This is a genomic window from Acetobacter musti (assembly GCF_011516835.1).
Taxonomy (GTDB): Bacteria; Pseudomonadota; Alphaproteobacteria; order Acetobacterales; family Acetobacteraceae; genus Acetobacter; species Acetobacter musti.
The window spans coordinates 16576-43515 of the sequence record NZ_WOTB01000028.1; the positions used below are offsets into that span (position 1 = coordinate 16576).

A 26940-nucleotide genomic window follows, 5' to 3' on the forward strand; every position below is an offset into this window, starting at 1 on the left:
AGTCTTCTGAGCGGGAGGCGTCTTGTCTGATCCGGACACCTTCCGCTCCTTTCTGGAACCCGGCCAGTGGGTGACGCATCCTGACCATCCCGAATGGGGGACGGGTCAGGTGCAGTCGGCCATTGGCTCACGGGTGACCGTTAATTTCGAGCATATGGGCAAGGTTACGATTGACGCCAGGGTTGTGACGCTGGTCATTTGCTGAGAGTCTGTGTGATGGTCCGGAGATGATGTTCTGTGTGAGCACTTCTCTGTAATATTCTGATTTTAAAATATATTTTTTGTTTTATGTGAGTTTTCCCGTGCCGGGTGCCTCACTGTTGCGGCAGGAGAGCCGTGCGCAGAGAGAGCCTTCACGCGAGTGTGGACTTCGCGCTATACAGGACCGATGCAGTCCGGTTTTACTGACAGTTCTGGCAGATCCATATCCTATCTCCGGGTTTCGGTGACGGACCGGTGCGACATGCGCTGTGTCTACTGCATGGCGGAAGATATGGTGTTTCTGCCGCGCGAGGATGTTCTCGATTTCGACGAACTGGAGCGGCTCTGCGCGATCTTTATCGGTCGCGGGGTCCGGCGTATCCGGCTGACCGGCGGCGAACCGCTGGTGCGGCGGGATATTGACGGATTTATCGGCCGGATGGGGCGCTGGCTGCGACCGGAGGATGGCCGCGGGCCGGGGCGGCTCGATGAGCTTACGCTGACGACGAATGGCAGCCAGCTTCCGGCTCATGCGTCGGCGCTGGTCGATGCCGGGGTCCGGCGGATCAATGTGAGTCTCGACTCTCTCCGGGCGGACCGGTTTGCGCGGATTACGCGGCGCGGGCGGCTCGGGCAGACGCTGCGCGGGGTCCGGGCGGCGCGTGAGGCGGGGCTTGCGGTCCGGATCAATACGGTGGCGATGGCCGGCGTGAATGACGACGAGTTTGACGATCTCATTCGCTGGTGTGGTGAGATCGGGGCCGATCTGTGTCTGATCGAGACGATGCCGATGGGGGAGACGGGCGAGGACCGGCGGGAGCAGTATCTTCCGCTGTCTGATGTGCGGCGCGATCTGTCCCGCCGCTGGACGCTGGAGCCGGTGCGGGCGGCCGCAGGTGAGGCGGGTGGCGCAGGGCCGGCGCGCTATGTCCGGATCGGCGAGACGGGGCGGCGGCTCGGGTTTATTACACCGCTCAGTCACAATTTCTGCGACACCTGCAATCGGGTCAGGCTGTCATGCACGGGACAGCTTTACACCTGTCTTGGCTCGGAAGGGGCAACGGATCTGCGGGCGCTGATGCGCGATGGCGGTTCGGATGCGGATATTCTGGCGGCGATCGACGGGGCGCTGGCGCATAAGCCGGCGCGTCATGATTTTCGTATTTCCGGTCCGGGCGGGGCTGCCGGGGCGATGGCAGGGGTCGGGGTGCAGGGGCCGGCGCGGCATATGAGTGTCACGGGCGGCTGAGTTCCGGATAGCTGAGGCTTGTCGCCGCCGGGTTTGAGGCTGCCGGGCTGTAGCGGCGCAGTTTGCTGTGGCTGAAACTGTCGCAAAAAACAGACGCGGACCGGTTCGGGTGTTGACGCTGTGTTTCCTGGAAATGACAGTGTTGCCGTAGCTGTTGCCGGGCCGGGTTCGCTGTTTCTCAACGAATCCCGTGTTTTATACCGGTCAGCATGGGCAACGGGGCCGGGAATGAGTGAGATCAGTAAAGTCAGTCCAGCAATCATGGAGGTCGTTGAACGTTCACTGGAGCAGATTGAGACATCTCTGGATGCGCGAGTCGTTCTTGCCGTGGATGCGGGCGCGTATGGCGAGGGCACGCCGTCGGCGGACAGCCCTTACTGTATTCAGTTTGTCTATGTTCACCGGCTGGACTGGTATCTGCAACTGACGCCCGGCGCTGACCGGATCACGCTGCCTGTTTCGGATGATTTTACGCTGACGGGGTGGGATATCGGGTTGCTTCTGAGAACCATGAAGAACGGGGACGCGGAAAAGACCGGGTGGCTGCGGAGTGCGGTGGTCTATCGGGCGGATGCGGATGTTCTGGCGCGGCTGCGCAGTTTTTCGGAGCGGAGCTGGCGGCGTTCTCAGGAATTCGCGCGGCAGCTGGAACGGGCGAAGGCGCTTTCGGGCACCTGGCGTTTCGGGAGCGATACGACGACGCATGATTTCGTCAAGGCGATGCAAGCGATTCTGGCGACGCGGTGGATTGCGGAGGATCGTGGTGCCGTTCCCTGTGATTTTGACGAGCTCCGCTCCGGTCTCGACGACGATCTGAACGAGGAACTCGGCAGGCTGCTTCAGGCGAATGCGGAGGCGTCGGCGGAGACTATCGCACCGCAGTCGCCCCGGTCTCAGGTTTTTTTCGGGAGTGAACTCCGGCGGCTGATGGACGTTGAGATCGGGGAAAGCGCGCAGGCGGATCCTCCGCCATTCGACCGCCTTTATGCGGAGCTGGTGCGCCGCTTCGGCTGAATTATCCGTGCGTCTGGTTGCGTGACGTCGGTCATGTGCTTCCGGCTGGGTGGTTTCCATCACGCGGTGCCGGCTATGTGAGTCTGGCCATTTGATTCTGGTCATTTGAGAACCGGGCAGACCCGTTCAGACTGATTGTTGCGGAGAAGGCCTTATCGTCTGGCGGGACCGGTGGTTCCGTCTGTGCGCGGTCACAGGAAAAGAAGGACACTCTGATGACGCAGAGTAATGAGACCATCACAATTCCCGGTTTGCCGTTTCCGGCATCCCGCATTGCCCTCGGGACCTGGGCGATTGGCGGCTGGATGTGGGGCGGACCGGATGACGACAATGCCGTAAAGACGGTTCATGAGGCGCTGGATCTCGGGATCAATCTGATCGATACGGCGCCGGTTTATGGATTTGGCCATTCGGAAGAGGTGGTCGGGAGAGCAGTTGAGGGGCGCCGTGACAAGGTGCTGCTGGCGACGAAGCTGGGGCTGAACTGGAAGGACGGCAAGGTTTTTCGGGACAGCCGGCCGGAGCGGCTGCGGCAGGAGGTCGAGGATTCGCTGAAGCGGCTGCGGACGGACCGGATCGATCTGATTCAGGTGCACTGGCCGGACCCGAAGGTGAGCATCGCGGAGGTGGCGCGGACGCTGGAGGGGCTGCGGAAAGAGGGCAAGGTTCTGGCTCTCGGTGCGAGCAATTTCTCGGTTGAGCAGCTTGACGAGTTCCGGGCCGAGGCGCCGCTGGCGGCGATTCAGCCGCCGTATAATCTCTTCGAGCGGGAGATTGAGAAGGACATTCTGCCTTATGCGAAGAAGCATCATCTGGTGGCGCTGGCCTATGGTCCGCTCTGCCGGGGGCTTCTGTCGGGCAGGATGACGGCGGAGTCGAAATTCGGCAAAGATGATCTGCGGAGTTCCGATCCGAAGTTTCAGGCGCCCCGTTTCGCGCATTATCTGAAAGCGGTTGAGGATCTGAAGGCGGTGGCGGACCGGCACGGGAAGTCCTTGCTGGCGCTGGCGATCCGCTGGGTTCTGGACCGGGGGCCGACGATTGCTCTGTGGGGGGCGCGGAAGCCGTCGCAGATCAGCGGTGTGGACGATGCTTTTGGCTGGTCGCTGACGAAGCAGGATATGCGGGATATCGATGAGATTCTCAGCCGGGATATTCCCGATCCTGTCGGTCCTGAATTTATGGCGCCGCCTGATGCCTGATGCCTGATGCCTGATGCCTGATGCCTCGCCGGACCGGGCGTGGAGGCTGCGGGCTGGTCGCGCGGTCTCCGGGCTGGGCGGGATATCCGGTTCGCGGTTTCGGTGTGACGCCAGGCTGAGGGGAGTCTAAGGTGCTTTGTGGAACGATTTTTGGTGAAAGCCGGAGATCGTTTCGTTTCTGGTTGTAATATCGAGAGTGGGAATGGTCCGGCGGGCGCTTTATGTGCCTGAGTCCGGCTGTCTTCCCGCGGTCTGTTCAGGGTGCTGTGCGCGCTTTGTGTTGCCGGTACGGCAACAGGTCGGTCAGAATATTATACTGGACGCGGCACGGTAAAAAGCAGTTAGTTTCGGTCTCAGGATGGTGCGGGTGGGGGATCACTCGGTCGCGCCGGGGGGCGCGACCATCCGTTCCATAACGCGGCGATTCATGCGAGAAGCGTGGATGGTGCGATTGCAGAACGATCGGAGAGCGTAAGAATGGCCAGTGCTGCTGAAACCCGGAGCGAAGATACGCGGCTCGCGGCGCTGGCGGAGCGGGCCAGGCGGGATCTGGATCTGATCCGGTATCCGCGTGAGGAGTGGATGCGTCGGGTTACGCATGATGGTCAGCCGGTGCTGGATGTGGCGATCATTGGGGCCGGACAGGGTGGTCTGGCGGCGGCTTTTGCTCTGAAGCGGCTCAACGTTGATAATGTGTGTGTGTTTGACCGGGCCTGTCGTGGTGGTGAGGGGCCGTGGGTGACGTTTGCGCGGATGATTACGCTGCGAACGCCGAAATATGTGACCGGTCCGGATCTGGGTGTGCCGAGCCTGACGCCGCGGGCGTGGTATGAGGCGCGGTACGGGGATGACGCCTGGGAAAATCTGAACAAGATCTCGCGTCAGGACTGGCAGGCCTATCTCGACTGGTATCGGGACACGCTGGATCTGCCGGTCGAGAACGATCGCAGCTTTAAGCATGTATCGTGGGAAGACGGTGTTCTGAAGCTGACCTTTGCGGATTCGCAGGGGAATGAGGCGGTTCGCTATGCCCGCAAACTGGTGCTGGCGACCGGGATTGACGGGGGCGGGTGCTGGAATACGCCGGCGTTTATCCGGGACAATCTGCCGCGCGAACGCTTTGCACATACGTCCGAGGCGATTGATTTCGAGGCGCTGCGCGGGAAGCGGATCGGCGTTCTTGGCGCCGGGGCGTCGGCTTTCGACAATGCGGCGACGGCGCTTGAGGCGGGCGTCGGGTCTGTGGATCTGTGTCTGCGGCGGAAGGTTGTGCCATCGGTCAATCCGTATCGCTGGATGGAGAACACGGGGTTTCTGTCACAGTTTTCGGCGCTGCCCGATCTGCTGCGCTGGCGGTTCATGGCGCATATCTACGATCTGAATCAGCCGCCGCCGCAGGATACGTTCTGGCGCTGCCGCAAACATAAGAATTTTGCGTTCCATACGGGCTGCCCCTGGGACAGCGTGAAGATGGAGGGCGATGAGATCGTCGTATCCACGCCGCTGGGTGAGAAGCGGTTCGACTTCGTGATTATCGGCACGGGCTTTACTGTCGATCTGTCGCAGCGTCCGGAGACGGCGTCTTTCGCCTCGTCCGTGGCGCTGTGGAAGGACCGGTTTACGCCGCCGGCGGGTGAGGAACATGCGGCGATCGCGGCGCATCCTTATCTGGGCGACGTGTATCAGTTTCTGCCGAAGGAGGCGTCGGACCCGAATGCAGCGATGCTGGCGGCGATCCATAATTTCACCTTTTCGGCGACACCGAGCATGGGGCTGTCCGGTTCGTCGATCAGCGGGATGCGGTTCGGGGTCGAGCGGCTGGCGCGGGGGCTGACGCGGGATCTGTTCGTGGCTGACGGGCAGTATCATCTGGACAGTCTGCTGGCTTATGACACGCCGGAGCTGGTGAGCACGGAGCCGCCTGTCGAAGTCTGAAAAACTGTTCGCAGACTGAGGGGCTGTATTGCGTGACCGGCCGGTCCTGAAGCCACGGGCCTGAATTTCCCAGTCTGAATTTCTGGCCTGAATTTTCCGGTCTGAATCGGCTGATCTGATCGGATATCCTGATGTTTCCGGTGGTGTTTCCCGGGGGCTCGCGGCGGAGGCGAAACGGGGTTACGCTGATGCGGTCATCGGTATTTCGGGCATGGGCCGCGAAGCGGGCGGCTGTGCCGGCGGGGAGAAGAAGCATGGGCGGAACTCAGTCTGAGGAAGAGGAGCGCGCCGAAGTGCTGGCGACGGCGCGGGATGTGGCTGTCATGGCGCGGCAGGTTGATCTTGTGATTTCCGAAGACTGTCTGCCGGGCGTGATTTTCAACACTGAGTTGCTGCGCGGCTATGTCGGGCTGGTCGACGGTCTTGTGCTGCCGGATGACTGCGAGCCGGCGTTCGGATACGTGCCATGACGCTGCGCGCTGCCACTCTGGCGAGTAATATTCGTTTCGGTCTGCGGAAGGCGCGGGACGTTATCGAGACCACCCTGCATACGCTGGAGACGCATGACCCGGCTTATGGCTGTGTGACCCGTCTGCTGTCTGAGCGCGCGCTCCGGGCGGCGGATACGATCGATGCGCGGATTGCTGATGGCGAACCTGTCGGTCCGCTGGCGGGTGTGCCGTTCGGGGTCAAGGATCTCTTCGATGTGGAAGGGATTGTGACGACGGCGGGGTCCACGGTGCTGCGGGAGAATGCGCCTGCCGTGCAGGATGCGGCCGTTGTGCGCAGGCTTGTGGCGGCGGGGGCCATTCCGGTGGCGACGCTGAACATGGATGAGTTTGCGTACGGTTTTGCGACGGAGAACGCGCATTACGGCACGACGAGGAATCCGCGTGATCCGGAGCGGCTCGCGGGCGGATCTTCGGGGGGATCGGCGGCGGCGGTGGCGGCGGGGATGCTGCCGCTGACGCTGGGGTCCGATACGAACGGGTCGATCCGTGTGCCGGCCTCTCTCTGTGGTGTGTGGGGGCTGCGGCCGACTCAGGGGCGGCTGCCGCTGCAGGGGGTTTATCCGTTCGCGGCGAGTTTCGATACGATCGGTCCGTTTGCGGGGACGGTCGGTGATCTGAAGCTCGGGTTTGAGGCGATGGACGGGAAGGCCAGGGGCGAGGCGCCGGATGTCGGCGCGCTGCGGGTCGCGCGTCTGGACGGCTGGTTCGGGCGTGATCTTGCGCCGGGGCTGGTCGACGGTCTTGACCGGATCATGGCTTTTTTCTCTTCCACAAAAACGGTGGAACTGCCGGAAGTGGCGCGGGCGCGGGCGGCGGCGTTCATCATTACGGCTTCGGAGGGAGGCAATCTGCATCTTCCCCGGCTGCGGCACCGGGCAATGGAGTATGATCCGGCGACGCGGGACCGGCTGATGGCGGGGGCTCTGCTTCCGGCTTCTCCGATCATTCAGGCGCACCGGCTGCGGAACTGGTTCCGTACGCATATGCATGAGGTGTTTCGCGATCATGACATTCTGATCGCGCCTTCGACGGTGGGGCCTGCGCCCCGGATCGATCAGCCGATGATCACGGTGGGCGGGAAATCCGTTTCGGCGCGGGCCAATCTCGGACTGTTCACGCAGCCTCTGACGCTTGCCGGATTTCCGATCCTGGCCGCGCCGCTGGCTCCGGACGCGGGCGGGGCCGGCGGGGCTGAGGCCGGTCTGCCGCTCGGGGTGCAGATCATTGCGGCTCCCGGACAGGAGCAGGCGCTGTTCGCGGTCGGGGCGGCGCTGGAGCGGGCCGGTGTGCTCGGATATCCGGTGCGCGGCGCGACGGAGGGCTGACGGACATGCTGCATACGGCGCGGTCTTTACGCGGCATGGTGACAGCGCCGCATCATCTGGCGTCTCAGGCCGGATTGCAGGTGCTTCGGGCGGGCGGCTCGGCCATTGAGGCGGTGGTGGCCACGGCGGCGGCGCTGGCTGTGGTGTATCCGCATATGACGTCGATCGGCGGGGACGGATTCTGGCTGATCTGCTGGCCGGACGGGCGGACCGAGACGATCGACGCCTGCGGCGGCGCGGCGGCGGCGGCTGATCTGGAGCTTTACCGTAAGGCGGGGCTGGACGCCGTGCCGTGGCGGGGGCCGCTGGCGGCGAACACGGTCGCCGGGACGGTCTCGGGCTGGGCGCTGGCGCTGGAGCGGGCGAAGGCTGAACGCGGTGGGGTGCTGTCTCTGGCGCAGATTCTGGCCGAGGCGATCCGTTACGCGGAGGAAGGCGTGCCGGTGACGGCGGGCGGTGCGGCGATCGCGGCGCAGAAATCGGCCGAGCTGAGGGCAGCGCCGGGTTATGCGGCGGTGTTCGAGCCGGACGGGCGGCCTTTGCTGGAGGGCGAGATTCTGCGGAATCCGGCTTTGGGCGCGACGCTGCGGGAGCTGGCTTCCGCCGGATTGCGGAGTTTTTATGACGGGGTGCTGGCGGAACGGATTGCGGCGGATCTGGCGGCGGCGGGAAGCCCGGTGAGCGCGGCGGATCTGGCGGCTCATAAGGCGCAGCTGCGGGCTCCGCTTTCGGTCCGGATTCATGATGCGACGCTGTTCAATATGGCGCCGCCGACGCAGGGGATTGCCTCGCTGCTGATTCTGGCGCTGTTCGACCGGCTGAAAGCGGATGAGGGCGAGAGTTTCGCGCATATTCACGGGCTGATCGAGGCGACGAAGCGGGCGTTCCGGTACCGGGACACGCATGTCGGCGATCCGGCCTATATGACGGTTGAGGCGCAGCATATTCTGGATGATGCGGCGGCGCTGGACCGGATGGCGGCGGCGATCGATCCGCGCCGGGCCGCGCCGTGGCCGCATCCGTCTCAGGCGGGGGATACGGTGTGGCTCGGGGCGACGGATGCCAGCGGGCTTTCGGTCAGCATGATTCAGAGCACGTATTTCGAGTTTGGCTCCGGGGTGGTTCTGCCGCAGACGGGCATTGCCTGGCAGAACCGGGGGGCGAGCTTCCGGCTGGCGGAGGACGGGTGGAACGCGCTCCGTCCCGGGCGGAAGCCGTTTCACACGCTCAATCCGGCGGGTGCGCGGTTCGATGACGGGCGGGTCATGGTGTACGGGACGATGGGGGGCGAGGGGCAGCCGCAGACGCAGGCGGCGGTGTTCTCGCGCTATGCCCGTTACGGCATGGGCCTGCAGGCGGCGGTGACGGCGCCGCGCTGGCTGCTGGGGAAGACCTGGGGCGAGGAGAGTGTCACTCTCAAATATGAGGACCGGTTCTCACCGGAACTGATCGGGCAGCTCGGGGCGGCGGGGCATGCGCTGGAGCGTGTGGCGCCGTTTACGTCGATGATGGGTCATGCCGGGGGGCTGGTGTATCATCTTGACGGGGTGATCGAGGGGGCGACGGACCCGCGCAGTGACGGGGGCGTGGCGGCGTGGTGAAGGAGGAGCCTGGCGCGGAGACGCTGTCCTCCGTGAGTCTGTCACCGGGCGAGCGGGCGGTGTCGCGGTGTGACCGGCTGGGTGAGGTGCCGTTCAGCGACGAGGTCGATCTGCTGTTTCGTCCATGGCTGGGTCCGGGGTTTCACGCCACGATCGAGGCGGTTTCGGGCTGGATGCGCGCGGCGGGGATGAGTGTTCGCCGGGACAGCGCGGCCAATCTGATCGGGCGGTATGAGGGGCTGGCACCAGGTGCGCCGGCGCTGCTGTTCGGTTCGCACCTGGATTCTGTGCGCGATGGCGGGCGGTATGACGGGATGCTCGGGGTGATTGCGGCGATCGAGGTTGTTTCCGGCTTTCATGAGCGTGGTGAGCGGTTTCCGTTTGCGCTGGAGGTGATCGGGTTCGGGGACGAGGAAGGGTCGCGCTTTCCGGTCACGATGCTGACGACGCGGGCCGTGGCGGGGGTTCTGGAAGAGGACGATCCGGAGGCGGCGTTTGCGAAACTGCGGGACGCGGACGGGGTGACGGTCGCGCAGGCGTTGTCCACGGCGGGTCTGACGCCGCTCGGGATGGCGGCGGCGCGGCGGGATGTGTCGGAACTGGTCGGGTATGTGGAGGCGCATATCGAGCAGGGGCCGGTTCTGGAGGCCGAGGGGCGGGCTGTTGGCGTCGTCAGCGGCATTGCGGCGCAGCGGCGCTTCGAGGTGAAGCTGCATGGCACGGCCGGACATGCCGGGACGATGGCGATGGGGCTGCGACGGGACGCGCTGGCGGCGGCGTCCGAGATGGTGCTGGCGGTCGAGACGATTGCGGAGTCCTTTGATGGCAGGGACGGGCTTGTCGCCACGGTCGGGTCGCTGCGGGTGTGGCCGGGTGTGGTCAATGTTGTGCCGGGGGATGTGGTCTTCACGCTTGATGCGCGTGCCGGGTCTGCTGTGACACGGGACCAGGCGGTCGACGAGATTCTTGAGCGGATCGCGGCGGTGGCGGCGCGGCGCGGGATCGGGTTCGAGGTTATTCCGCGTGAAAATCTTGCCGGCGTGCCCTGTGATCCGGAGTTGCGGGGTTTGCTGGAGGCGGCTGTGGCCGATGTGACCGGGGTACCGGCGCGGGTGCTGGTCAGTGGCGCGGGGCATGATGCGATGGTGATGGGGCGGCTCGTTCCCATGGCCATGCTGTTTATCCGGTGTGAGCAGGGCATCAGCCACAATCCGGCGGAGGCGGTTCTGCCGGCTGATGTCGATGTGGCGATTGAGGCGATGACTGATTTTGTGCGCCGTCTTGCCGTGGCGGGACACTGATCGACAAGAGGATGAGAGAACGATGACAGGAGCATTTTTCGGGCAGATCGACCCGCCACGGCGTCTTCTGATGGGGCCGGGGCCGGTGAATGTGCATCCTCGTGTCCTGCGGGCGATGAGCGCGGACATGCTGGGGCAGTTCGACCCGGAGATGACGGCCTATATGAATGAAACCATGGCGCTGTATCGCCAGGTTTTCATGACGGAGAATCGCTGGACGTTTCTGATTGACGGGACGGCGCGGGCGGGGATCGAGGCGGCGCTTGTGTCGCTGGTCGAGCCCGGGTCGCGGATTCTGATTGTCCGGGCGGGGCGGTTCGGGCTGCTGCTGTCGGAGATCGCGGAGCGGATCGGGGCGGATATCCGCACGATCGATCTGGAATGGGGCGAGGTTGCGACCCTGGAGCAGATCGAGGCGGGGATTAAGGAGCATCGTCCGCGGGTGTTTGCCTGCATTCACGGTGACACCTCGACGACGATGGCGCAGCCGCTGTCGGGCGTGGGTGAGCTGTGCCGGAAATATGATGTGCTGTCCTATGTCGATGCGACGGCGACGCTGGGCGGCAATCCGGTCGATGTTGACGGCTGGGGGATCGACGTTGTGACGGCGGGTCTGCAGAAATGCATGGGCGGGCCGCCGGGCTCCGCGCCGATCACGATTTCCGACCGGGCGGCGGAGTTCATTTTCTCGCGTCGTCATGTGGAGCAGGGAATACGCGGATCGGGGACGCAGGACGGGAGCGGCGCGCGGATCGGGTCGAATTATTTCGATCTGGCGATGGTCATGGATTACTGGTCCGAGAAGCGTCTGAACCATCATACCGAGGCGACGACCATGCTTTACGGGGCGCGGGAATGTGCGCGGGTGATGCTGGAAGAGGGGCTGGAGGCGCGGTTTGACCGGCATCGCCGGGCGGGGGCTGCGGTGACGGCGGGGCTTCGTGCTATGGGGCTGCGTGTGTTCGGTCATGATGCGCATCGCATGGCGAATGTGACCGGGGTGTGGATTCCGGAAGGGGTCGATGGCGAAGCGGTGCGTCTGCGGATGCGCGAGGATTTCGAGATCGAGATCGGGACGGCGTTCGGGCCGCTGATCGGGAAGATCTGGCGTATCGGGGCGATGGGGTACAATGCGATGAAGCATAATGTGCTCATCACTCTGGGCGCTCTGGAAGCGGCGCTGGCGGGGCAGGGCTGGCCGGTGCCGCGCGGAGCGGCCGTGGATGCGGCGCTGGCGGCCTGGAACGCGGGGACGGCCCCGGATGCGGGCGCTGGCGGGGAGAAGGCCGGGAAATGAGTGATTATCCCCGTGATCTGACGGGTTATGGTGCGATTCCGCCTGATCCGCGCTGGCCGGGCCAGGCCCGTGTCGCCGTTCAGTTCGTGATCAACTTCGAAGAAGGTGGCGAGAACAGCGTTCTGCATGGAGATGCGGGCTCCGAGGCGTTTCTTTCCGACATGGTGGGTGCGCGTTCGGTTCCGGGCGCGCGGGCCGTTGCGATGGAGAGTCTCTATGAATACGGCACCCGTGCCGGGTTCTGGCGGCTGTACCGGATGTTTACGGAACGCCGGCTGCCGGTCACGGTCTTTGGCGTGGCGATGTCTCTGGCGCGGTGTCAGGAGGCGGTCGAGGCGATCCTGAAGGCTGACTGGGAGATTGCCACGCACGGATATCGCTGGATCGATTACCAGGATGTTCCGGAGGAGGTTGAGCGGCAGCATATCGCGGAGGCGATCGCGATTCAGACGGCGCTGACGGGCGCGCGTCCTCTGGGCTGGTATCAGGGGCGGACGAGCCCGAATACGGCCCGGCTGGTCGCGGAGGAGGGCGGATTTGTCTACGACGCCGACTCTTACGCGGATGATCTGCCGTATTATGACAGGACGTGGGAGAAGCAGACCGGACGGCCGCAACTGATCGTTCCGTATTCGCTGGATGCGAACGATATGAAGTTCGTGGCGCTGAACGGGTTTACGGAAGGGGAGCAGTTCTTCCGTTATCTTCGGGATACGTTCGATCAGCTCTGGGAGGAGGGGGCGTCGCAGCCGCGGATGATGTCGGTCGGGCTTCATTCCAGGATCGCCGGACGTCCGGGGCGTGCCCGTGCGGTGGCGCGGTTTCTCGATCATATCCTGGCGCATGACAGGGTCTGGGTTGCGACCCGGCTCGACATCGCGCGTCACTGGCTTGAGGTGCATCCGGCATGACGCGCGTGTTCGACATCATCAACGGTATGGATGAGGACGCTTTCGTTGCGGCTTTCGGTGCGCTTTATGAGCATTCGCCGTGGATTGCGCGGGAGGCTTTCGCCAGGAGGCCGTTTGCGGACAGGGAGAGTCTGCTGGCGGTGTTCCGGGATGTGGTGGCGGGCGCGCCGGATGAGAAACAGCTTGTTCTTGTCAGAGAGCATCCGGAGCTGGCGCGGCGGGCCGGGGTGGATGAGAGCCTGACGAAGGCGTCTCAGTCCGAGCAGGCCTCGGCGGGGCTCGACCGGCTGACGCCGGAGGAATATGCGCGGTTCAATGCTCTGAACGATGCGTATCGCGAGCGGTTTGCGATGCCGTTCGTGATCTGTGTGCGGCTGAGCGACAAAGGTCTGATTCTGTCGGAGATGGCGCGGCGGGTGAGGAATACGCCTGAGACGGAGCTGCGGACGGCGCTGGCGGAGATTGACAGGATTGCCGCGCTGCGCTGCGCGGATGTGCTGAAACGGCTGGAGAGTGACGCATGAGTACGCTTTCGACCCATGTGCTTGATCTTGTCTCGGGTAAGCCGGCGCGGGGGGTGGCGGTCACGCTCTGGCGTGGGGAGACGGTGCTGTTTTCCGGCGTGACGAATGATGACGGTCGGTGTCCGGAACTCAAGGAGGTCGGGGCGCTGGAGGCCGGGGCTTACCGGCTGGAGTTCTCGGTGGCGGCGTATTTCCGGGCGCAGGGCGTGGCGCTGAGCGAGCCGCCGTTTCTCGATATGGTGCCGATCGCGTTCGGCATCGCCGAACCTGCCGAGGGTGCGGCGGGCGGTCACTACCATGTGCCGCTTCTGGTGTCGCCGTTCGGGTTCTCGACGTATCGCGGGAGCTGACGGGCGCCGGAAGGTACCCTGCGGCAGTTTATTCCGGGACTGAGCCGTCTCAGGCGGACGTGTTCGGGGCCGGTTTTTCTCAGGGCAGTCTGCCGTTGAGGTAATCTTCGAGCAGGGCGACATTGCGCAGGTTGGCTTTGAAGGCGGCATCGATGAGATCGCCTGCGACCGGGATGAAGTCGATGGCGGCTTCGATGGCGACGTTGACGAGCATGCGGAGCAGGAGGGGCGCCGGAGCGCCGAGTTTGCGGGCTTCCCAGACGATCCAGAGTGACACGAGGGTCATGATGACGGTGCCGCCGGCTGGCACGAGGCCGATGACGGCGTCCAGGCCGAAGCGGAATTTCGTGCCTGGCAGCTGGATCGAGGCGTCGAGCAGCCAGGCGAGGCGTTTCAGCCGCTCAAGGCGTGCCCGCAGAGGTTTGCCGAACGGGGGGAGGACGTCACCGGAGAATGTCTGGTTCGTTGTCATGATGTATCAGATTGGAAGGCGCGGGCGTCTGTGCAAGGGGAGCGGATTATCTGGCGGTATCGCTTTATCTGGTTGTTTTGCCGGTCTGACAGTGTTTTCGCGGGGGATGGGCAAATGGTCCGTACATCCTGTATGGAGCGGTGTCTGGTTATGCTGTCTGATGTGGCGACCGGGTAACTGTTCACACTCGCTTCTGACCCGGACATGACGATCCCAGCTTCCGTTCTTGTTGCGCGTGACAGTTTTCTGCTGGCGTTTCCGGCGCTGTTTTCGATTGTCAATCCGCTGGGCGCGTCGATCATCTTTCTGCAGGCGGCGAGCGGCCATTCGGGGCCGGAACGGGCTGCGCTGGCGCGGACGGTCGCGGCTTATTCCTTTATACTTCTGGTGGTGTCGATCTGGGCCGGAAGCGTCGTTCTGGCGTTTTTCGGGGTGTCCATCAACGCGCTGCGCGTGTCGGGCGGTCTGGTTGTGGCGGTGCGGGCGTGGAGTATGCTGCAAAGTCCGGAGGCATCCGAGCAGAAGCGGCAGAAGCAGGTCATTCAGGACGGCCAGCCGGTGGTGTCGCCGCACTGGAACGACATTGCGTTTTTTCCGCTGACGATGCCGTTCACGGTCGGGCCGGGTTCGATTTCAGTGGCGATTGCGCTCAGTTCCGGAGAAAACGGGTCACATTATCTGGCGTGGGAGACGGGGCTTTCGGCCGCGGCGGCGGCGGTGGCGGTGGTCGTCTGGGTGGCCTATGCCTATGCGGAACGGCTGACGGCGATGCTGGGCGTGACGGGCACGCGTATTCTGAGCCGGCTCGCGGCGCTGATTCTGCTGACGATCGGGGTGCAGATTCTGGCGGGTGGCATTCTGGGATTTGCAACGGCGTTTTACCACTCCCTGCACTGAAATGGGGGCTGATCTCCGGTCGCTGCGCCTGTTCCCGGTCGTGACATCGGGGCCGGAATCGCAGGTCGTGAGCGTCGGCTGGACCGTGTTTTGTCCGGCTGAATTTTATTCCTGAAAAAACCGGATCAGGTCGCATGATGTGGCCTTAGACGGATTCCCGCGCTCAGGTCGTGACGACATTGAGTGAACGGCACCCGATCATGGGATGCCTGGAAAAAGGGGAATACTGATGAACAGCTCCGTTACTCTTATGCTTATCATGGCTATGACGGTGTTTGCTTCGGTGGTGCTTCACGCGCCGCATCCCTGAGTGAATACCGGCTTTCCCGCTGCATCTGCTTTGATCATGCCGGGCGGGGTGCGGCGGAGTCCGCCGAAGGCGTCTGTGCGGGCGGTTTTTGCCCGGAGGAAGGGAGTACGCCGGCTTTCGGGCGTTCGTCTTCGTTGTGAATTGTTCTCTCTGACCGGGAGGCCGGGCCATAACGCCTGTCGATCAGGGGCTGTTTGTGGCGTCCGGGTATTCTGTTCTGATCAGGTTGCGAAGGCGCGGGCGATTTCGTGACGCAGGGCGGGGAGGACTTCCGTGGTGAACCAGGGGTTGCGTTTTTCCCATGCGCCGGTGCGCCAGGACGGGTGGGGCAGCGGGAAGTATTGCGGCAGATAATCGCGAAAATGTTCCACTCTTTCAGAGACTTTTCCTGGGCCGAGAATGGCGTTCTGGGCGTATGAGCCGACGAGAAGGGTGAGGCGGACATTCTTCAGTTCGGACAATACTTTTTCGCGCCAGAGGGGCGCGCATTCCGGACGGGGCGGGCAGTCGCCGCCTTTGGGGAGGCGACCCGGGTAGCAGAAGCCCATGGGGACGAGGGCGACGCGTTCGGTATCGTAGAAGGTGGTTTTGTCCATGCCGAGCCACGAGCGCAGGCGGTCGCCGGAGACGTCGTTGAAGGAGATGCCGGTTTCGTGGACTTTGGTGCCGGGGGCCTGGCTGGCGATGAGGAGGCGGGCACGGGGCGAGACGTGCAGGACCGGGCGCGGGCCTAGCGGCAGGTGGGTGGCGCAGGCGGTGCAGGCGCGGATCTGCGTGACGAGCTGTGCGAGCGTTTCGTCGCTCAACGAGCGTTCTCCGCGAGCGTGTCCCTGACGAAGCGGGGGACGATGGTGGTCGCCGGGCCTGAAGCGATTTCATCGAAGAGGGTGGCGTTGCCGGAAGGTACGAGATTCAGTTCGACGGTCCGGGCGTGACCGGAGGCCTCATGGACGAAGCCGGCGGCGGGGTAGACGGTCGCTGAGGTGCCGATGGCGACGAAGGTGTCGCACTGCTCCAGGGCGCGCTGGATGCGGTCCATATGCATGGGCATTTCACCAAACCAGACGATGTCGGGGCGCAGGCGTGGCCTGCCGCAGGACGGACAGGGGGTGTCGCGGTGACAGTCGGTGGTCCAGTGTGGCGTGGCGCCGCAGTTCAGGCAGCGCAGGCGGAGGAGTTCGCCGTGCATGTGGACGAGGTTTTTCGAGCCGGCGCGTTCGTGGAGATCGTCGATGTTCTGGGTGACGAGGAGGAAGGCGTCGTCGGTGTTGTCGCCGTACGCGGCTTCGAGTTCGGCGAGGGCGTGATGGGCGGCGTTGGGTTCGGCTGTGGCGAGTTCGCGGCGGCGTCTGTTGTAGAAATCGTCGACGGCTTCCGGGTTCCGGGCGAAGCCTTCCGGGGTGCAGACATCTTCGAGACGGACCTGCGACCAGATGCCGCCTTCGTCGCGGAACGTATCCAGACCTGACTCGCGGCTGATTCCGGCGCCGGTCAGGATGACGATGCGTTCCATGTCTGTCTCCGTAGTTTTGCGTTTTTGCATTCTTTACGGATATGGCCTCGCGGTGGCTGTTTTTCCAGATCGGCGGGATGGTGTCTGGTGATCTGGTCAGGTTTTGCGCACCATCAGGGATTCCACGCCCCGGAAATGAAAACTGTCTGCCCGGACCGGCGGCGTTTCCAGGCGCAGTTCCGGGCAGCGGCGGAACAGGAGAGGCAGGGCGATCTGCATTTCCAGGCGTGCGAGTGGCGCGCCGAGGCAGAAATGGATGCCGCCTCCGAAGGTGAGGTGTCGTGTTGCCTGGCCTGGTGAGAACAGATCGGGGCGCGGGGCGATTGCGGGATCATGGCTGCCGGCTCCGAGCAGCAGGCCGATTTTTTCGCCCCGTTTCAGGTGGATGCCGCTGATATCGAGGTCTTCCAGGGCATAGCGGGTGAACAGTTGCAGCGGCGTGTCGAAGCGGAGGCATTCCTCGACGGTTTTTGTCACAGCCTTTTCGCTGGCGAAGAGTGTTTCGGGCGGAATGCCGCTGTCCAGAATTGCGCTCACACCGTTTCCCAGGGCGTGGACCGTGGCCTCGTGGCCGGCGTTCAGCAGCAGAATGCAGTTTGCGACGAGTTCGTCATCGGTGATCTGCTCGCCGTCATCGCGTGCGTTCAGCAGGCGTCCGATCAGTCCCTCCCGGCTGCCTGTGGCCCGCAGAGTCAGAAATTCGCGGATGAAATCCGAGAAATCACGGGTTGCGGCCACGGCCAGGGCTTCGTCCTCGGTGGTGCGTCCGAAATGATACATCCGCACCATGCGATGGGACCATTCGAGCAGTTGCGGCCCGCTTTCATCCGGCACGCCGAGCATGCCGGTGATAATTCTAAGGGGCACCGGAGTGGCGAATGCCGTGATGAGGTCGAACGGTGCATGTTCGGGAAATTTGTCGATCAGATCATTGACGATTCCGGTCAGACGGGGAACGAGCGCTGCGATCTGGCTGGTGACGAAAGCGCGGTTCATCAGGCGGCGCAGGCGTGTGTGGCTGGCGCCTTCCTGTTCCAGGAGAGTCAGGTCATCGACCGCGTAAAAGGGTTTCACGGCATCGGGGACGGGGTCCCATCCGAGTTCCTCGCGGGTGGCCAGATGGGTCAGGCTGCGGCCCAGCCGGGGGTCGCGCAGGGCGGCGGAGATCGTTCCGTATTCGAAGAGGCACCAGAAACCGTACTGTTTCCAGAAGACGACCGGGGCTGTTTCGCGGATGATGCGCCAGGCGGGGTACGGATCGGCGAGGAAGTCCGGATCATGCGGGTCGAGATCGAGAGTTTTCGCTTCGCGGTCGATCTTCATCGCGGTGCTTCTTTGCTGTCCTGTCATGATCGGTCTTCTGGCTGTGCGTTCTGTTGCTGGCCGGGGTCGGCTTTTTCCGTTTTGTCGCGTTTTGGTTCCGGTGCGTTTCTTTCCTATCGTATTTCTGTCCTGACGGGGCGCGGGTGGTCCCGGGTCAGTCTGCGGAAGGGATATGCTCGCTGTATTCGGGCCAGCGGGCGATCAGTTCGGCGATGACGGGGGCGCCGGCACGTTCGTTATTATCGAAGGCGAGGGCCTGACCGGGGCCTTCATCGCCCATGGAACTGACCGGGTCCTGTCCTGGCGGCGGCATGTCGAAATTGCTGGCTGAGCGCAGGACCATGATGCGCTGCGCGTCGACATAGCCGCGCCGGGCCAGCAGGCGCATTTCGCTCTGGTTGGTCTGGCTTTCCTCGTTGGTCATGACGAACTGGCCGTGTCCTTTCGTCCAGAGCGCGACCCAGCGTTCCGCCCAGCGGTTGCGGGAGGCGCCGTGCCAGTAGCGCAGGGCGCCGAGGGTCTCGCCCATCATCACGAACGGGGCTTTGCGGGCGTTCGGGTAGCCTTTCCATGCCGCGCGCCGGCGGGCGATTTCGGGGTCGTCATCCATTTTCACGGTGCGGCTGACGGCGAAGGCCCAGCGGGCGAGGCCCTGGTTGAGAGGATAGGCCTTGCTCAGTTCTTCGATATCGGTGACGGAGCCGTAATGGTTGGGGTCGGAGGGAAGGGCGTCCGGCCTGTCGGCGCCGATTGCGTAGAGCCCGTAAGGCCAGGATTTCGGTACGTCGCGGTCATCGATTTCGCGCAGGGCGTCACCGTCCACGACCCAGCGCGCCCAGGCGACGCTGCCGACCGAGGTGGTGTTCGGGTCCGCGCCTGAGATGCCGGTGAAGATCCAGTAGGTTCGGTGGAGATCGAAATGCGGGTCGAGCGCGAGGGCCATCAGATCCGTTGCGCCGTCGCGCAGGACAAGGCCGTACACGCCGTCCGGGTTTCGTCTCAGGATGGGGCGGGGCACGCCGCGCACGGGGACGATCTCGTCGAGATGTTCGCGTTCGACCCAGTCCTGATATTCACCGGGGACATCGCCTTTGTCTTCGCCGTTTTCCCAGCCGGCGACCACGATGACTTTGGGCGCGAGGATCGCTGTGGTGGCCGGCGACTGTGTTGCCGGTTGTGTTGCGGGGGTGGCGCAGCCGGCGAGCGGAAGGACTGACAGCAGGGTGGTGGCGAGCAGGCGCGGGGCGAAGCGTTTCATGCGGGTGAGTATGCACAATCGTAACGAATGTGCCACCGGATCCGGATCGGACTGTCCCGTCGGGTTCAGCGGTTATGAGGCCTGTTCTGCACCGGATTTTTTCCCCGGAGGCCATTACCGAATAATATTTTTGGAGAATTCCGAACGGGTTGCACGCGATCAGTTTCCTGTCGGCCAGGCTGAAAGCAAGATATGGCCATAGCATGACATGATGAGAGAGAATCTGCGCAGCGCGGTGAGGCCATGTTCAGAAGCGCTCCGGAAGAAGGAACCTCCGTGCATGCGGCGTGCCAGTTGTTCCAGCAGGTCGTTTCCTTCCTTCCCGTATTTGCCTATGCCGAGACGAAAGAGAATTCGCTGAATTTGATAAAAAGAGCCAAGCGTTCTGTATTTATTCGAAAAAAATATAACAAAAAGATTGATAATCAGGATAAATTTAAAATTTTCAGATGTCTGAAACGAAGTATAATTGAGTTACATTTAGGCAGAAAAAATTATGAATGGCTGGTGCTGTGAAATATTGCGTTAAACCCGATTCCGGGCGTCTGTTTCCGTTCAGCCGCTATAATGACCCTCGTGGTGGCGGATCGTCGGCACTGGAGCGTAATATTTTGCGCTACAGAGCTATCGAGATCACGCTCTATCTTTTCTATAACGAAGAAATACGAAATTTTATGTTAACGGATGTGTATCCAGTTGCGATCTGTGAGAATTTTTATGCGATTTCCGAAGTTCCCGATAAGAAACGGTTGAGCTGTCTTCTGGACAGATTATTGCGGGATGCTGAAGCGGCGAATAAATTATCCATTGAAGATGCAGATACCTTGCGGCAGACGTTTCTGGGTGCCGGTCAGGAAGGAAAAAAACTTAAGATTGCATTTGCATTCGCAGTTAAAATCGGGATTTTTAGTGAGGAAGAGGCATCTGAATTGCAGATGCTTCTGGGTTATCGGAATGATATTGCACACAGAATTCATCTGGTGATGTCCGATATAAGCCGTAATTATGAGGCAATTAATTACACGAACTATTTCCGTCCAAAATATAAATATGAGGCTTTAGGAAAGCTGCGTGTATTCCGAAATATAATACCAACGCGTATAGCGAAGAAATTAAGACGTACATTGGGACTTAACAGTGCTTTGTTTGAGATGGCTGAGCATGTTTTTGAGCTGGATTTGAGAAGACTAGATCGGCTCATTGCGAAACAGATTGTTCGTGAACGTGAACGCTATAAGAAAATCAGCGGAGAATTTAACCTGCAGGGAACAGAGCTTGTGGAAGATCTGTCACCACGTTTTCCTGCAAATCACCGTTCCAGTCGTACAAGCTGCGGAGATAACTATATGCCGGCGACTGGTCATCTCACTAAACGCGGTGTTGAAATTTGCTACCGGCTTTTTGATATGGGAAAGACTCCATTAGCAGTCGCTTATTTAATGGGGATGTCTCTCCGTTCGGCGAAACGACGTCAGCAAAACTGGATCAAATCCGGTGGCTTTTCGCGTATAAGGGCAGAAGTTAAGCGATATGACATGTATACAATGCAAAAATCAGGAACTGAGATGATCTCAATGAAAAAAACGGGTGAAGGGGTCTGAGACCCCTTCCGGGTGCAGGGCAGAGCCCTGCGTTTGTCCCGTTTATAAAGTCCTCAGCGGACTTTGCTGAGGATGTAGTCGGTAAGCTTCGTGGCGTTCTGCCCGGCGTCGCCTTTGTCGGCGGCGATGTGGAGGTCTGGTTTTTCCGGGGCTTCGTAGGGGGCGCTGATGCCGGTGAAGTTTTCGATTTTGCCTTCACGGGCGGCGCGGTAGAGGCCTTTTGAGTCGCGTTCCTCGCAGGTGGCGAGGCTGGTGTCGATGAAGACTTCCTCGAACTCCTCGCCGATGATTTTCCGGGCCAGAGCACGGTCGGCGCGAAGCGGGGAGATCAGGGCGACGAGGACAACCTGCCCGGTCTGAGCGAGGATTTTCGCGACTTCGGCGGCGCGGCGGACGTTTTCGTGACGGTCGGCTTCGGTGAAGCCGAGATCGCTGCACAGGCCCATGCGGAGTGTGTCGCCGTCGAGGACGTAGGCATCGATACCGTCCGAGTACAGTTTGCGCTCGGCGAGACGGGCGATGGTGCTTTTGCCGGCGCCGGAGAGGCCGGTGAGCCAGATGACGCAGGCTTTGTGGCCTTTGCCGCGGGCGCGTTCGCCGGTGCTGACTTCACCGCCCGAGGGGTGGATGGCGTGACTGCCTGCGGCGACGGTGGCCGGGCCGAGGAGCGGTGCGCCGCCGACGATGCGCTGGTTGCGATCGACGAGGACGCCGCGGCCGTCTGACGTACCGGGCGAGAACGGGTCGAACTGGATGGCCTCGCCGGCGACCAGGGTGATTTCCGCGAAGCCTTCGGGACCGACTTCATCGGCCTGCTGCTCGGTCAGGTCATCGAGACGCAGGACTGAGTCGATGGAGGCGACGGTGACCTGATGTTCGGCCGTGGCGAGGCGCAGACGGAAGGTCTCGCCGGCGCGGAGCGGTTCCTGACGGAGCCAGAACAGGTTAGCGCGGATGCGGGCGGATTTTTCCGGGGCCTGATGTGGCGAGTACAGGAAATCGCCACGGGCGGGGATGACATCCGGCTCCAGCACGAGGGCGACGGATTCACCGGCGGCGGCCTCGTCACGCACGGGGGCGCTCCAGCGTTCGATGGAGGCGACGCGGGCGGTACCGTTCTGGCTGCCGATGCTCAGCTCGTCGCCGACGCGGACGACGCCGCGCTCGATCCGGCCGACGACGTAGCGTTTGTCATCGAAGCGGTAGACGTCCTGGACCGGGAGGCGGAATGGGAGCGTGGCACGGATGTTACCGTCGGGGACTTCGGCCAGGGCTTCTGTGAGGATCGGGCCTTTGTACCACGGCGAACGTTCGGAGCGGCTGGCAATGTTGTCGCCGTCGCGGGCCGAGGCCGGGATGAACAGGGAGGGGGTGAGATCGAGCTGGGCGAGCAGACTGGTGACGGACTGCTCGACGGCGCGGACTTTCTGCTCGTCGAAGTTCAGCAGATCGACCTTGTTCAGCAGCACGATGATGTGACGGATGCCGATCAGACGCAGCAGCATGGCGTGGCGGCGGGTCTGCTCCTGGGCGCCTTCATTGGCGTCCACGACCAGCACGGCGGCGTCGGCGTCGGCGGCGCCGGTGATCATGTTGCGGAGGAACTGACGGTGGCCCGGTGCGTCCACGATCACGAACTGGCGGTTGCCGAGACGGAAGGGGATGCGCGTTGAGTCGACGGTGACGCCCTGGTCGCGCTCGATCTGGAGGCTGTCGAGCAGGAAGCTCCATTCGATGGTCAGGCCGCGCTTTTTCGAGGATTCGATGATCTGCGCGACCTTGCCTTCCTCGAGGTTGTCGGTGTCGTAGAGCAGGCGGCCGATCAGGGTGGATTTGCCGTGATCGACGTGGCCGACGATGACGATGGGGGTTGCGGATTCAAGGGCCACGTCGCGGTCGATCGGGTCGATGACGGTGGTGGCGGTGAGTGTTTCGCTCATGTTCTGTGTTCCCGTCGCTCAGAGATAACCGGCGACGCGGAGCCGCTCGAATGCGTCTTCGGATTCATGATCCATGGCGCGGCCGGCGCGCTCGGATGTGCGTGTGGTCTCAAGTTCGGTGATGATTTCGGCGAGAGTGGAGGCTTCGCTGTCGATGGGCGAGGTGATGTCCTGGTCGCCGAGCGAGCGGTAGCGTTTGCCGTTTTTCGAGAAATAGAGATCGACGATGGGGATGCCTTCGCGCTCGATATAGCGCCAGATGTCGATTTCGCGCCAGGCGAGGAGCGGATGGACGCGGATATGGACGCCGTCCTCATGCGGGGTGGCGTACTGGTCCCAGAATTCGGGCGGCTGGTTGCGGATGTCCCATTTGTGGGAGGCGCCGCGCGGGCTGAAGACGCGTTCCTTGGCGCGGGTGCCCTGCTCGTCGCGACGGATGCCGGCGATGACGCCCTGGAGCTTATGCTTCTCGATCATGGCGGCGAGGCCGGCGGTTTTGCGGGCGGCCGAGCGGGCGGCGGGTGGCAGGGTCGGGTCCATTTCCTCGACGGGCGGGCAGTAGCCGAGAAGGAGGTCGAGGTTCCATTTCTCTGTGTATTCGTCGCGGAACTTATACATTTCCGGGAATTTTTTCTCGGTGTCCACGTGCATGACGGGGAAGGGGACGCGACCGAGGAAGGCCTTGCGGGCCAGCCAGAGCATGACGTTGGAATCCTTGCCCAGCGACCACAGCATCGCGAGCGGCTTCAGCTTCCGGTAAGCCTCGCGGAGGATGAAGACGCTCTGTGCTTCGAGCTGATCGAGATGATCCATAGTCCTGGGAAACCTTCTGTTGTCAGATCGCGGCTGTTTGTCAGGCCGGCTTGTGGATACCGCATTCGACCTTGTTCTGCCCTGCCCAGCGACCGGCTCTCGGGTCATCATGGTCGCCGACGGGACGGGTGCAGGGTTCGCAGCCGATTGACGGGTAGCCCTTTTCGGCGAGCGGGTGACGGGGGAGGTTGCGGCGGGTCATTTCCGCGTCGATTTCCTCTGCCGTCCAGTCGGCGAGCGGGTTGATTTTGATCCGGCCCTCGCCATCGGGTTCTACGATTTCCATACGATGGCGGGTGACGGCCTGGGAGCGTTTCCGTCCGGTTACGAGCGCGGGGAATGGCAGGGTTGCGAGATCAAGCGGCTCGACCTTGCGGAGCTGGCAGCAGGCGTCGGGGTCGAACGCCCAGAGCTGGGATTGCGGGTCGCGCTGTTCCAGTTCCTTTTCAGGAGGGTGGATATCGCGGACGTTTGTGAGGCCGAGCGTGCGGGCGAGATCGCGGCGGTAGTCCAGCGTTTCGGGAAAATGCATGCCGGTTTCGAGGAACAGCACCGGCAGGGACGGGTCGATATCAGCCACGAGGGCGAGCAGAAGGGCGGATTCCGCGCCGAATGACGACAGGATGGCGAGTTCGCCCTCAAGTGCGATCGCGGCGGCGCGCAGGATCGCGCTGGCGTCGCTGCCTGCGTTCCGGATCGTCGCAATCTGCTGCTGAGTGACTGTCATCTCGGTTGTTTGCCGGGTGTTGTACGAGGAGGAAACGTAATTCAGGGGCACCATGTAGGGCTTTAACGCCATGACATCAAGTGAATGGACGATCGCGGAGTGTGTGGTTTTCAGAGTAGCGCGTTAATTCACTGTTGTTTGTCGTGAATAACATGTGTCAGGCTGGGGTGCCGGACAGACCGTCTGCGGGATGCGTCATGATGAGGTATCTGGCGGGTTCTGTCCGTTTGTTCCGGAGGTTTCCATGAAACTTTATTACAGTCCGGGCGCCTGTTCGCTCGCATCACATATCATCCTCAGAGAGACGGGGATGCCTTATACTCTGGAGAAGGTGGATCTTCAGAAAAAGGTCACGGAGACGGGGCAGGATTTCTGGAAAATCAATCCGCGCGGGGCGGTCCCGACGATCGGGATTGAGCCGGGGGTTATTCTCACGCAGAATCCGGCGATTCTTCAGTATATTGGCGATCATTCCGATGTGGCGGCGTTCAGACCGGCTCAGGGCTCCATGGAGCGGGCGCGTCTGGAGGAGGCGCTTGGGTTCTGCGGCGATCTGCATGTGGCTGCGGGCGGCCTTTTCGCGCCGGGTCTGACCGGAGAGGCGAAGGAGAAGGTGCTCGCGGGGCTGAAGCGGCGGCTGGATCAGCTTGAGACGTTTCTGAGTGCGGATCGGGATTACTGGCTGCCGTGGGGCTTTACGCAGGCGGACGCCTATGCGGCGGTGATCATGAGCTGGCCGGGGCATATGGGCGTGGATATTTCGGGTCATAAGGTGGCCTGGGCGCTGCAGCAGCGGGTGATGGCGCGGCCTTCGGCGCAGGCGGCGATGAAGGAAGAAGGCCTGACGGGGAATGACACCGGGCTGCACTGAGGCGGCACGGTTCCTGGCGGGACGGGTGGGGCGGTCAGCTCTGTCCGTCCCGTTTTTCAGTTGTATGCCCGGGTTCGTTTTTCTGCCTGTTCAGATGATCCGGTGAATGAACGAAATCTCGCGGCCGACATGATGAATAGAGTGAAGATGAGTCCGGTTGTGAAACCATTTCTGCCGGCATTTAAAGTATTTCAGCATGTCCGCATCATGATGAAGGCGGTTATCGGCTTCAGCATGGCTCTGTTTCTGAATGGTCTGGCCCGTGTCATTTTTCCATGACCTGATCAGCAGTTATACGGGTATAAGGATTTTTTATTTCACGGTGAAAATGATTATTTTCGTTTTTGTCCTGACGATTCTGTCTGGTCTTTGTTTCATGCGGTCTGGTTTGTGGAGTCCGCTGGATATTGCGGTATTTTGAAACGCTTTCGTGAAGGGCACCGGTGTTTTCGGGTCAGATCATGTTGGGGTGTTATTGTCTTCCAGAGCGTCTTTCAGTGAGGTTGTGAACTGGCCAGGCGCCAGCGGCTGGGGCTGGGAAGGGGCGGGGGCCCAGGCGCTGAGGATGGCCATGTGCAGGGGCGTTGCGATGGTGCCGTCCGGGCCGGCGTGGCGGTCTTCGAACAGGGAGAGGGCGGCGGGGAACAGGGAAGCCGGGGGTGTTCTGCGGTCGCGGAGCGCGACGGCGTTGCCTTCGCCGGCGGCGCGGAGGTCGCGGAGAAGGGCGAGGCCGGAGCGGTAGCGGATATCCATGGTTTCGGCGTCCACGACGGGCAGGGCGAAGCCGGCGCGCTGAAGCAGGGAGGCGCAGTCGCGAAGGGCCGGGAAAGGGGAGATTCGTGGCGAGACGCCGCCGCTGATGGCGAGTTCGGCCTCGCTGAGGCATTCGCGCAGGCCGGAGAGGGTCGGCAGGACAGGGATGCTGGCGAGAAAGAGGCCGTCGGGTTTCAGGATGTGCCGGATCTGGGCGAAGGTGCCGGGCAGATCGTTGACCCAGTGCAGGGAGAGATTTGCGACGACGAGATCGAAACGGTGTTCGCCGAAGGGAAGAAATTCCTCGTCGACGCAGACGGAGGGCGGGGGCGCCTGACGGGCGAGCTTCGGAGAAAAATCACAGCTGATGATGTCGATGCCGCGGGCGCGGAGACCGGGATATGTGGCGCCGCGTCCGCCGATATCGAGAGCGAGAGGGAAGGTACGGGTGAGGTCGTCGAGGCGTTCGAGCAGGCGGTCGGCGGCTTCACCGAGGAGGTCTGCGACGCTGCCGAGTGTGGAGGCGGCGCGGTCGCGATGCAGCCGGACGGCTTTGCGGTCGAATGTCAGATGCTCGTTCTGCATGGGGAAGCATGTGCGCCTGGTTGTGCGCTGTGCCAAGGGGAGGCACGGTGGCTGGCATAAACGTGTCCGGAAGTACGATGTTCGGATCAGAGGTGCGGACGGATATCGGGGATGTGGAGATCGGATGGCGGGGCTGATTGATTCCGGGCGTCTAGGGCGTTTTGCGAGAGGGGCGGGGCGGTTCGCGCTGGATCTGGTGCTGCCGCCGACATGCACGGCCTGCGGGGTGGAGGTGGATCAGCCGCATTCGCTCTGTCCGGACTGTTTCGTCCGTGTGCATCCGATTGGCGCGCCGCGATGTGATCAGTGCGGGGTGCCGCTGCCGGCGGAGAGTCATCTGGGCGTCGACGCGGAAATCTCACAGAAGGGTTGTACATCGGGTTAGATTATGAAAAAGTCTGTTTTGCACAAAAGAATTTTTCATAAGCAATAAACGAACCCGATGCAGACAGAGT

The 26940-nt window shown here is 62.4% G+C and carries 27 protein-coding genes; 18 read left to right on the forward strand and 9 right to left on the reverse strand.

The window, feature by feature from the left end:
- Window positions 1–22 precede the first annotated feature (22 nt).
- The 13 genes from GOB93_RS16375 (at window position 23) to uraH (ending at window position 13422) form a co-directional block, all read left to right on the forward strand.
- Window positions 23–205, forward strand: a complete 183-nt coding sequence (locus GOB93_RS16375) for a DUF3553 domain-containing protein (RefSeq protein WP_173584571.1) — start codon at window positions 23–25, stop codon at window positions 203–205.
- Window positions 206–388: 183 nt separating this feature from the next.
- Window positions 389–1450 (forward strand): GTP 3',8-cyclase MoaA, encoded by a 1062-nt coding sequence (gene moaA, locus GOB93_RS16380; RefSeq protein ID WP_173584594.1) that lies wholly within the window; start codon window positions 389–391, stop codon window positions 1448–1450.
- A gap of 228 nt (window positions 1451–1678) precedes the next feature.
- Complete coding sequence (locus GOB93_RS16385; protein ID WP_173584572.1) at window positions 1679–2464, forward strand: DNA polymerase beta superfamily protein; 786 nt, start codon at window positions 1679–1681, stop codon at window positions 2462–2464.
- Between the two features lie 215 nt (window positions 2465–2679).
- Window positions 2680–3666: an aldo/keto reductase gene (locus tag GOB93_RS16390; protein ID WP_173584573.1), complete on the forward strand. Its 987-nt coding sequence runs from the start codon at window positions 2680–2682 to the stop codon at window positions 3664–3666.
- A gap of 477 nt (window positions 3667–4143) precedes the next feature.
- A complete protein-coding gene (locus tag GOB93_RS16395) occupies window positions 4144–5601 on the forward strand; it encodes an NAD(P)-binding domain-containing protein (protein ID WP_173584574.1) in 1458 nt (485 codons plus the stop codon).
- A gap of 254 nt (window positions 5602–5855) precedes the next feature.
- On the forward strand, window positions 5856–6071 hold the full coding sequence (locus GOB93_RS16400) for a DUF4089 domain-containing protein (RefSeq protein WP_242010855.1): 216 nt from the start codon (window positions 5856–5858) through the stop codon (window positions 6069–6071).
- On the forward strand, window positions 6068–7438 hold the full coding sequence (locus GOB93_RS16405) for an AtzE family amidohydrolase (RefSeq protein ID WP_173584575.1): 1371 nt from the start codon (window positions 6068–6070) through the stop codon (window positions 7436–7438). Before GOB93_RS16400 ends, GOB93_RS16405 begins: the two co-directional genes overlap by 4 nt.
- 5 nt (window positions 7439–7443) lie before the next feature.
- On the forward strand, window positions 7444–9039 hold the full coding sequence (locus GOB93_RS16410; protein WP_173584576.1) for a gamma-glutamyltransferase family protein: 1596 nt from the start codon (window positions 7444–7446) through the stop codon (window positions 9037–9039).
- 23 nt (window positions 9040–9062) lie between these two features.
- Window positions 9063–10340: an allantoate amidohydrolase gene (locus GOB93_RS16415; RefSeq protein WP_173584596.1), complete on the forward strand. Its 1278-nt coding sequence runs from the start codon at window positions 9063–9065 to the stop codon at window positions 10338–10340.
- A 22-nt stretch (window positions 10341–10362) separates the two neighbouring features.
- Window positions 10363–11637 carry a pyridoxal-phosphate-dependent aminotransferase family protein gene (locus GOB93_RS16420; RefSeq protein WP_173584577.1) on the forward strand — a complete coding sequence of 425 codons (1275 nt, stop codon included), beginning with the start codon at window positions 10363–10365 and terminating at the stop codon, window positions 11635–11637.
- On the forward strand, window positions 11634–12548 hold the full coding sequence (gene puuE / locus GOB93_RS16425; protein WP_173584578.1) for an allantoinase PuuE: 915 nt from the start codon (window positions 11634–11636) through the stop codon (window positions 12546–12548). Before GOB93_RS16420 ends, puuE begins: the two co-directional genes overlap by 4 nt.
- Entirely contained in the window at window positions 12545–13072 is a 528-nt protein-coding gene (uraD, locus tag GOB93_RS16430) for a 2-oxo-4-hydroxy-4-carboxy-5-ureidoimidazoline decarboxylase (protein ID WP_173584579.1), read from the forward strand. Before puuE ends, uraD begins: the two co-directional genes overlap by 4 nt.
- Window positions 13069–13422, forward strand: coding sequence for a hydroxyisourate hydrolase (gene uraH / locus GOB93_RS16435; RefSeq protein WP_173584580.1), 354 nt, complete (start codon window positions 13069–13071; stop codon window positions 13420–13422). The genes uraD and uraH overlap by 4 nt, the downstream gene beginning before the upstream one ends.
- A 79-nt stretch (window positions 13423–13501) precedes the next feature.
- On the opposite strand, the gene GOB93_RS16440 is transcribed toward uraH, so the two are convergent.
- Window positions 13502–13894, reverse strand: coding sequence for a DUF4112 domain-containing protein (locus tag GOB93_RS16440; RefSeq protein WP_173584581.1), 393 nt, complete (start codon window positions 13892–13894; stop codon window positions 13502–13504).
- 204 nt (window positions 13895–14098) lie between these two features.
- Here GOB93_RS16440 and GOB93_RS16445 point away from each other — a divergent pair, with 204 nt between their 5' ends.
- Window positions 14099–14791 (forward strand): MarC family protein, encoded by a 693-nt coding sequence (locus GOB93_RS16445; RefSeq protein ID WP_173584582.1) that lies wholly within the window; start codon window positions 14099–14101, stop codon window positions 14789–14791.
- A 531-nt stretch (window positions 14792–15322) separates the two neighbouring features.
- Here GOB93_RS16445 and GOB93_RS16450 read toward each other — a convergent pair.
- The 4 genes from GOB93_RS16450 to GOB93_RS16465 all read right to left on the reverse strand — a co-directional run bounded on the left by GOB93_RS16450 (window position 15323) and on the right by GOB93_RS16465 (window position 19195).
- Window positions 15323–15907: a uracil-DNA glycosylase family protein gene (locus GOB93_RS16450; protein ID WP_173584583.1), complete on the reverse strand. Its 585-nt coding sequence runs from the start codon at window positions 15905–15907 to the stop codon at window positions 15323–15325.
- The gene (locus tag GOB93_RS16455; RefSeq protein ID WP_173584584.1) at window positions 15904–16614 is read right to left on the reverse strand and encodes an NAD-dependent deacylase; all 711 of its coding nucleotides are present in this window, start codon (window positions 16612–16614) and stop codon (window positions 15904–15906) included. The genes GOB93_RS16450 and GOB93_RS16455 overlap by 4 nt, the downstream gene beginning before the upstream one ends.
- A gap of 96 nt (window positions 16615–16710) precedes the next feature.
- Entirely contained in the window at window positions 16711–17964 is a 1254-nt protein-coding gene (locus GOB93_RS16460) for a cytochrome P450 (RefSeq protein ID WP_242010856.1), read from the reverse strand.
- A gap of 127 nt (window positions 17965–18091) precedes the next feature.
- Window positions 18092–19195, reverse strand: a complete 1104-nt coding sequence (locus GOB93_RS16465; RefSeq protein WP_173584585.1) for a purine-nucleoside phosphorylase — start codon at window positions 19193–19195, stop codon at window positions 18092–18094.
- Between the two features lie 243 nt (window positions 19196–19438).
- Between GOB93_RS16465 and GOB93_RS16470 the strand changes: the two genes are divergently transcribed.
- Together GOB93_RS16470 and GOB93_RS16475 are read left to right on the forward strand one after the other, a co-directional pair.
- Window positions 19439–19711 carry a hypothetical protein gene (locus tag GOB93_RS16470; RefSeq protein WP_173584586.1) on the forward strand — a complete coding sequence of 91 codons (273 nt, stop codon included), beginning with the start codon at window positions 19439–19441 and terminating at the stop codon, window positions 19709–19711.
- Window positions 19696–20796: a hypothetical protein gene (locus tag GOB93_RS16475; protein WP_173584587.1), complete on the forward strand. Its 1101-nt coding sequence runs from the start codon at window positions 19696–19698 to the stop codon at window positions 20794–20796. The genes GOB93_RS16470 and GOB93_RS16475 overlap by 16 nt, the downstream gene beginning before the upstream one ends.
- A 53-nt stretch (window positions 20797–20849) precedes the next feature.
- Here the strand turns inward: GOB93_RS16475 and cysC are convergent, their stop codons facing one another.
- From cysC to GOB93_RS16490, 3 genes are read right to left on the reverse strand one after another with little or no spacing between them, the layout of a single operon-like run.
- On the reverse strand, window positions 20850–22736 hold the full coding sequence (cysC, locus tag GOB93_RS16480; RefSeq protein WP_173584588.1) for an adenylyl-sulfate kinase: 1887 nt from the start codon (window positions 22734–22736) through the stop codon (window positions 20850–20852).
- An 18-nt stretch (window positions 22737–22754) separates the two neighbouring features.
- The gene (gene cysD, locus GOB93_RS16485) at window positions 22755–23549 is read right to left on the reverse strand and encodes a sulfate adenylyltransferase subunit CysD (protein WP_173584589.1); all 795 of its coding nucleotides are present in this window, start codon (window positions 23547–23549) and stop codon (window positions 22755–22757) included.
- A gap of 40 nt (window positions 23550–23589) precedes the next feature.
- On the reverse strand, window positions 23590–24276 hold the full coding sequence (locus GOB93_RS16490) for a phosphoadenylyl-sulfate reductase (RefSeq protein ID WP_173584590.1): 687 nt from the start codon (window positions 24274–24276) through the stop codon (window positions 23590–23592).
- Between the two features lie 244 nt (window positions 24277–24520).
- On the opposite strand from GOB93_RS16490, the gene GOB93_RS16495 reads away from it, so the two are divergent.
- Window positions 24521–25147: a glutathione S-transferase N-terminal domain-containing protein gene (locus tag GOB93_RS16495; RefSeq protein ID WP_173584591.1), complete on the forward strand. Its 627-nt coding sequence runs from the start codon at window positions 24521–24523 to the stop codon at window positions 25145–25147.
- A 459-nt stretch (window positions 25148–25606) separates the two neighbouring features.
- Here GOB93_RS16495 and GOB93_RS16500 read toward each other — a convergent pair whose 3' ends face one another.
- Window positions 25607–26485, reverse strand: coding sequence for a methyltransferase domain-containing protein (locus tag GOB93_RS16500; RefSeq protein ID WP_173584592.1), 879 nt, complete (start codon window positions 26483–26485; stop codon window positions 25607–25609).
- A gap of 124 nt (window positions 26486–26609) precedes the next feature.
- Here GOB93_RS16500 and GOB93_RS16505 point away from each other — a divergent pair, with 124 nt between their 5' ends.
- Window positions 26610–26870: a double zinc ribbon domain-containing protein gene (locus GOB93_RS16505; protein ID WP_242010857.1), complete on the forward strand. Its 261-nt coding sequence runs from the start codon at window positions 26610–26612 to the stop codon at window positions 26868–26870.
- The last annotated feature ends 70 nt before the right edge of the window (window positions 26871–26940 follow it).

What these genes read in the sequence shown, in the direction of transcription:
- moaA (WP_173584594.1), top strand. Translation starts at nt 389, where the DNA reads ATGCAGTCCGGTTTTACTGACAGTTCTGGCAGATCCATATCCTATCTC.
- GOB93_RS16385 (WP_173584572.1), top strand. Translation starts at nt 1,679, where the DNA reads ATGAGTGAGATCAGTAAAGTCAGTCCAGCAATCATGGAGGTCGTTGAA.
- GOB93_RS16390 (WP_173584573.1), top strand. Translation starts at nt 2,680, where the DNA reads ATGACGCAGAGTAATGAGACCATCACAATTCCCGGTTTGCCGTTTCCG.
- GOB93_RS16395 (WP_173584574.1), top strand. Translation starts at nt 4,144, where the DNA reads ATGGCCAGTGCTGCTGAAACCCGGAGCGAAGATACGCGGCTCGCGGCG.
- GOB93_RS16400 (WP_242010855.1), top strand. Translation starts at nt 5,856, where the DNA reads ATGGGCGGAACTCAGTCTGAGGAAGAGGAGCGCGCCGAAGTGCTGGCG.
- GOB93_RS16405 (WP_173584575.1), top strand. Translation starts at nt 6,068, where the DNA reads ATGACGCTGCGCGCTGCCACTCTGGCGAGTAATATTCGTTTCGGTCTG.
- GOB93_RS16410 (WP_173584576.1), top strand. Translation starts at nt 7,444, where the DNA reads ATGCTGCATACGGCGCGGTCTTTACGCGGCATGGTGACAGCGCCGCAT.
- GOB93_RS16420 (WP_173584577.1), top strand. Translation starts at nt 10,363, where the DNA reads ATGACAGGAGCATTTTTCGGGCAGATCGACCCGCCACGGCGTCTTCTG.
- puuE (WP_173584578.1), top strand. Translation starts at nt 11,634, where the DNA reads ATGAGTGATTATCCCCGTGATCTGACGGGTTATGGTGCGATTCCGCCT.
- uraD (WP_173584579.1), top strand. Translation starts at nt 12,545, where the DNA reads ATGACGCGCGTGTTCGACATCATCAACGGTATGGATGAGGACGCTTTC.
- uraH (WP_173584580.1), top strand. Translation starts at nt 13,069, where the DNA reads ATGAGTACGCTTTCGACCCATGTGCTTGATCTTGTCTCGGGTAAGCCG.
- GOB93_RS16440 (WP_173584581.1), bottom strand. Translation starts at nt 13,894, where the DNA reads ATGACAACGAACCAGACATTCTCCGGTGACGTCCTCCCCCCGTTCGGC.
- GOB93_RS16445 (WP_173584582.1), top strand. Translation starts at nt 14,099, where the DNA reads ATGACGATCCCAGCTTCCGTTCTTGTTGCGCGTGACAGTTTTCTGCTG.
- GOB93_RS16455 (WP_173584584.1), bottom strand. Translation starts at nt 16,614, where the DNA reads ATGGAACGCATCGTCATCCTGACCGGCGCCGGAATCAGCCGCGAGTCA.
- GOB93_RS16460 (WP_242010856.1), bottom strand. Translation starts at nt 17,964, where the DNA reads ATGACAGGACAGCAAAGAAGCACCGCGATGAAGATCGACCGCGAAGCG.
- GOB93_RS16465 (WP_173584585.1), bottom strand. Translation starts at nt 19,195, where the DNA reads ATGAAACGCTTCGCCCCGCGCCTGCTCGCCACCACCCTGCTGTCAGTC.
- GOB93_RS16470 (WP_173584586.1), top strand. Translation starts at nt 19,439, where the DNA reads ATGTTCAGAAGCGCTCCGGAAGAAGGAACCTCCGTGCATGCGGCGTGC.
- GOB93_RS16475 (WP_173584587.1), top strand. Translation starts at nt 19,696, where the DNA reads ATGGCTGGTGCTGTGAAATATTGCGTTAAACCCGATTCCGGGCGTCTG.
- cysC (WP_173584588.1), bottom strand. Translation starts at nt 22,736, where the DNA reads ATGAGCGAAACACTCACCGCCACCACCGTCATCGACCCGATCGACCGC.
- cysD (WP_173584589.1), bottom strand. Translation starts at nt 23,549, where the DNA reads ATGGATCATCTCGATCAGCTCGAAGCACAGAGCGTCTTCATCCTCCGC.
- GOB93_RS16490 (WP_173584590.1), bottom strand. Translation starts at nt 24,276, where the DNA reads ATGACAGTCACTCAGCAGCAGATTGCGACGATCCGGAACGCAGGCAGC.
- GOB93_RS16495 (WP_173584591.1), top strand. Translation starts at nt 24,521, where the DNA reads ATGAAACTTTATTACAGTCCGGGCGCCTGTTCGCTCGCATCACATATC.
- GOB93_RS16500 (WP_173584592.1), bottom strand. Translation starts at nt 26,485, where the DNA reads ATGCAGAACGAGCATCTGACATTCGACCGCAAAGCCGTCCGGCTGCAT.
- GOB93_RS16505 (WP_242010857.1), top strand. Translation starts at nt 26,610, where the DNA reads ATGGCGGGGCTGATTGATTCCGGGCGTCTAGGGCGTTTTGCGAGAGGG.